We start from the raw sequence: 4,817 nt of genomic DNA, 5'->3' as shown, positions 1-4,817 counted from the left end.
TGGCCGTGTGCTGCCCGTCCGGTTTCAGGGTCGAACTCAGGCTAAGCTGCCATTCGATAACCCTGATGCTGAAAAGGCTAACTGCCTTGAACGCCTCAGAACGAGGCCGTCAGATTGAATGATCCATAGCGCGTCCATGATCCGGGCGGCGCATTGGGTGCTTCGCGCAAGAAACGTCCCTTGGCGAGCAGGACGCCATCAAATTCAAACCTCAGTCGTTGCGGCACGATCCAGTACCGGACACGTGCTTCGACCTGATGCCCCGCAAAATCTCCTGACCGACCCGAAGCGTCGCGCACGCCCGTCGACGAGAAGCTATCCGTTGCCGAAGCCAGCCACATCGCGCGATAGACAGCGAACCAGTCAAGCCGCTTGCTAGGGGCTGCCTCGAAACGGATCCCCTGCGTGGTCAGATTGCTGCGCGAGATGGCGTTGTAGAGGCCTGCCGGGGCAAGTTCGGCACGGCGCATGCCAAAGAGCGTGTCGAACCTGCCGTAGGCGCCTCCCGGCTTGTCGCCACTGGCACGGTCGAACTCGACCGACAGGCGCGGCTTCCATGCGCGGGCGAATGTATAGCCCAGATCGGCATGGATGAAACTTGCCCGCACAGATTGTCGCGCCGCCGTTGGCGCAAGGGATGTGCTGAGATGCCCGGTCTGGTAGAACGCCTCCACTTCATAATCGAAGGCGCCGGTGCGCGGCTCCGCGATGATGCGGCCACCGATTGTATCAAGCGAACGATCGCGAGTTGGGCGATCGGGAGAGTCCCGCTCGCCAAGGTGGAAAAAGGTCAACTCCGCCGTCGCTGCGCCAATCGTCCTGGCCCTGGCAATCTGACCACCCCAAAGGACAAGGTCGAAACTCTCCCGGTCGAGGCGAATACGGGCAGCGCGTATCCAGGCATCGTCTTCGGGCTGGCGAACCTGCGGCAGGGTGTAGATGAAGGTCGCCTTCCAGCCGTGTGGAGCGACGACATCGGCGCGAAGTCCCGTATAGCCGTTGGTGGTGTTGCGATAGTCATCCGCAGCAACAACGCGCCGGGAGCCAAGGTTCAGGGTCATGCGACCGGCAGTCAGCGTCAGCCGTGTGCCCTTGCCCAGCACACCATCAAAGTCCGCAGCGGCATAGGCCTGCACCGGCTCCAGCACATTGACTTCATTGGTGGTCACAGGCGTTCCAGGATTGTCGCCCCATACCCGGCTGTCAAAAAGTTCGACGCCCACGCGCACGCTATCGCGCCGATATTCGGCGAGGATGTTCGTGCGCAGGTTCACCAGATCGTCGCTGCGGTTGAACCCGGCCCGAGCCTGTCCGTCTATCACTTCATAGCGCAGGCGCATGGCGCCTGTGACCGTCAATCCGTCACTAGAGGCGGGCGCATCGGTCGAGGCTGACTGCGCCCATGCAGTGCCGGGGGCAGCGATAGTTATTACCGAAATTAGATATATATGTTTCATCGAATCAATCATGATGATACATATGCATCATGATAAGCGATGACGCATCCGATTTCTGGCTGGCACTTCTTCACCAGTTGCCCGCAAAGCCGCCCTATCTTCGCGTAAAAATATGGCGCCGGCTGCAAGCCATCGGTGCGATTCCGCTTAAAAATGCGGTTCATGTGCTTCCACGTCGGACAGTTACGGAAAGCGCCTTTCGCGACCTACTGGGAGAAATCATCTCCAGTGGCGGCGAAGCGACGCTGATCGAGGCACGTATGATCGAGGGACAGAGCGACGCTGACCTTCGCGCGCTGTTCGATGCCGCGCGCGACAGTGACTATGACGAGTTGGCACAGGCGGCGCGAGCACTGCTTGACACCGGACCGCCGTCTGGCGCGGAAATCGCAAAGCTCCAGCGACGACTGACTGAGATCGTCAGCCTGGATTTCTTCGATGCCCATGGTCGCCAGAACGCAGAGGCTGCGCTGCGCGAACTGGACGAGAAGCGTTATGCTCATCCCGATGTTAGTCGCAGCAGCGAACCCGCACCGCTGTCGGCAGGGGATCTCCGGAAACGAACCTGGGTAACACGGCGCGGCGTCCATGTGGACCGCATCGCGTGCGCCTGGCTGATCCGCCGCTTCATCGACCCTGATGCCACCTTCCGGTTCGTCGATGCCCGCAGCCATGAGCCACAGGCAGGCGAACTGCGGTTCGATATGGCCGATGCCGAGTTCACCCATGAAGGCGACCGGTGCAGCTTCGAGACGCTGCTCGTCCGCGCAGAGCTGACGGATGACATCGGCCTCGTCGCCATCGGGGAGATCATTCACGATCTCGACATCGGCGACGGCAAATATGGCCGCCCGGAAACTTCCGGCCTCGGCGCGATGCTGTCGGGCGTATGCGCCTCGACCGACGACGATCTGCAACGGATCGCTAGCGCGGGAGACGCGCTCAACCAGTTCCACGCCTATTTCAGCGCCCGAAAGGCCGAGCGATGACTGCGATCACCACGGAATTGCCGGATATGTCTCAGGTTCCGGCAAAGGATCACGGCATCCCGTTCGGGGAGGCGGTGAAAGTCTGGGCGCGCATTGCATCGCTCAGCTTTGGTGGTCCCGCCGGGCAGATCGCGGTGATGCACCGCATTCTGGTCGATGAGAAACGCTGGATCGGGGAGGAACGCTTCCTCCATGCCCTGAACTATTGCATGTTGTTGCCGGGACCGGAGGCGCAACAGCTTGCCGCCTATATCGGCTGGCTCCTGCATAAGACGAAAGGCGGACTGGTCGCCGGCGCTCTGTTCGTCCTGCCTGGCTTCCTCGCAATCCTGTGCCTGAGCTACATCTATGTGCTGCTCGGCCATTCCCCGGTCGTGATGGGTCTGTTCTTCGGCCTCAAGGCGGCGGTGCTCGCCGTTGTGCTTCAGGCTGTCGTGCGAGTTGGGTCACGCGCGCTGAAGAACAATGTCATGCGCGGCATAGCGGCGGCGGCGTTCGTCGCCATCTTCTTCCTCGACGCGCCCTTTCCCGTCATCGTTCTGACGGCAGCGCTCGCGGGCTATGTCGGTGGGCGGCTCGGCCTGCCTGCTTTCAAGGGCGGCGGCGGCCACGGTCCGTCGAGCGGTAACATCGTGCATGACCGCGATACGGCTCTGGGCGAAGGTCTTCCCGACCATGCCCGGCCGAATCTTGGCTGGTCGCTCAAGATATCCGGCGCCCTGCTTGTCCTCTGGCTCGCGCCGGTCGGCATCCTGTTTGCTTTGCTCGGCCCGGACGATGTCTATACCCGCATCGCGACCTTCTTCAGCCAGATGGCGGTCGTAACGTTTGGTGGGGCCTATGCCGTCTTGGCCTATGTCGGGCAGGAAGCGGTCGGCACCTATGGCTGGTTACAACCGGGTGAGATGCTGGATGGCCTTGGCCTCGCGGAAAGCACGCCGGGACCGCTCATCATGGTGACGCAGTTCGTGGGTTTCCTTGCGGCTTTCCGCGAGGCTGGCGGGCTGCATCCGCTGGTGGCAGCGACCCTCGGCGCGATCCTGACGACCTGGGTGACCTTCGTGCCTTGCTTTCTCTGGATATTCGCAGGTGCGCCGTTCGTGGAGCGTCTGCGCGGCAATCTCGCGCTGTCCGCCTCGCTCGGCGCGATCACCGCTGCAGTCGTTGGTGTCATCCTCAATCTGGCGCTCTGGTTCGCGATCCACGCGCTGTTCCGTCAGGTTCACACGGCGACTATCGGCCCGGTTTCCTTCGACTTGCCGGTCCTGTCGTCGCTTCATGTACCCGCGCTTGTCCTCGCCATCGGTGCTGCGGTGGCGGTGTTTCGCTTCAAAGTCGGCATGATTCCGACGCTTCTGGCGACGTCTGCCGCCGGCATCGCCCTTTATCTGCTCACGCCCATTTTCTGACGTCCACCTTTCGAAAGGAGACCCTGATGAAGTCCATGCGATTGTTGAGCCTGCTCGGCCTTCTGGCGCTGAGCGCCCCGGCACATGCGGCCGAACCCTGGGAGCAGGCAATCGCCACGTCCTTCGGCAAGGCCGGGACGGAGATGCCGGGCGGCGTCTACCGCATCGCTCTGCCGCGCAGCGATCTCAAGGTGACGCTGGACGGCGTCGCCCTGAAACCCGCCCTCGCGCTTGGTTCCTGGCTCGCGTTCATGAGCCATGGGAATGGCGAGGTCATGGTGATGGGCGATCTCGTCTTGACCGACACCGAGGTTAATCCGGTAATGGCCAAGCTCGTGGCGAACGGGTTCGAGATCACCGCTCTGCACAACCATCTGCTGCGCAATAGCCCTCACACCATGTATATGCACATCGGCGCGAGTGGCGATCCGGCGAAGTTGGGCAAAATCCTCCACGATGCGCTGGCGTTGAGCAAGACGCCGCTGACGGCTCCTGCGACTTCTGCGCCGGCCCAGCCAGATGCGATCGACCTCGATACGGCGTCGCTCGACAAGATCATGGGCTACAAGGGCAAGACCGGGGGCGGCGTCTATGCCTATGGCATTCCGCGTGCCGAAGCACCGCGCGACGGCGGCATGGCGCTCCCACCCGCCATGGGATCGGCCATCGCGATCAACTTCCAGTCCACAGGCGATGGCAAGGCTGCCATCACCGGGGATTTTGTGCTGGCAGCTTCAGAGGTTAACCCGGTCCTACGCGCGCTGCGTGAGAACGGCATCGAGGTGACTGCCCTGCACAACCATATGCTGAACGACGAACCGCGCATGTTCTTCATGCATTTCTGGGCAAATGACGATGCGCAGAAGCTAGCGACGGGCCTGGTAGCGGCGCTCAGCCATGTGGCTGTTACCCCAAGTACGCGCTGAGGCTAAGGCTGCGCGTCCGAAATTCTCAGATCAACC

The 4,817-nt window shown here is 62.0% G+C and carries 4 protein-coding genes; 3 read left to right on the top strand and 1 reads right to left on the bottom strand.

The annotated features are described in order from the left end of the window. Positions 1–95 precede the first annotated feature (95 nt). Positions 96–1,457, bottom strand: a complete 1,362-nt coding sequence (locus tag KYX69_RS22805; protein ID WP_300501648.1) for an alginate export family protein — start codon at positions 1,455–1,457, stop codon at positions 96–98. A gap of 29 nt (positions 1,458–1,486) precedes the next feature. Between KYX69_RS22805 and KYX69_RS22800 the strand changes: the two genes are divergently transcribed. Genes KYX69_RS22800 through KYX69_RS22790 form a run of 3 tightly spaced genes read left to right on the top strand, consistent with a single transcriptional unit; the run spans position 1,487 to position 4,781 of the window. Next, the gene (locus KYX69_RS22800) at positions 1,487–2,446 is read left to right on the top strand and encodes a chromate resistance protein ChrB domain-containing protein (protein ID WP_086494302.1); all 960 of its coding nucleotides are present in this window, start codon (positions 1,487–1,489) and stop codon (positions 2,444–2,446) included. Positions 2,447–2,472: 26 nt separating this feature from the next. Beyond that, positions 2,473–3,855: a chromate efflux transporter gene (gene chrA / locus KYX69_RS22795; RefSeq protein ID WP_086494307.1), complete on the top strand. Its 1,383-nt coding sequence runs from the start codon at positions 2,473–2,475 to the stop codon at positions 3,853–3,855. A gap of 44 nt (positions 3,856–3,899) precedes the next feature. Then, the gene (locus KYX69_RS22790; RefSeq protein ID WP_300501647.1) at positions 3,900–4,781 is read left to right on the top strand and encodes a DUF1259 domain-containing protein; all 882 of its coding nucleotides are present in this window, start codon (positions 3,900–3,902) and stop codon (positions 4,779–4,781) included. Positions 4,782–4,817 lie beyond the last annotated feature (36 nt).

The organism is Sphingomonas sp., from assembly GCF_030145815.1.
Lineage (GTDB): Bacteria > Pseudomonadota > Alphaproteobacteria > Sphingomonadales > Sphingomonadaceae > Sphingomonas.
Note: the sequence above shows the minus strand (reverse complement) of the source record. Positions and strands in the feature narration are given on the sequence as shown.

What these genes read in the sequence shown, in the direction of transcription:
- KYX69_RS22805 (WP_300501648.1), bottom strand. Translation starts at nt 1,457, where the DNA reads ATGAAACATATATATCTAATTTCGGTAATAACTATCGCTGCCCCCGGC.
- KYX69_RS22800 (WP_086494302.1), top strand. Translation starts at nt 1,487, where the DNA reads ATGATAAGCGATGACGCATCCGATTTCTGGCTGGCACTTCTTCACCAG.
- chrA (WP_086494307.1), top strand. Translation starts at nt 2,473, where the DNA reads ATGTCTCAGGTTCCGGCAAAGGATCACGGCATCCCGTTCGGGGAGGCG.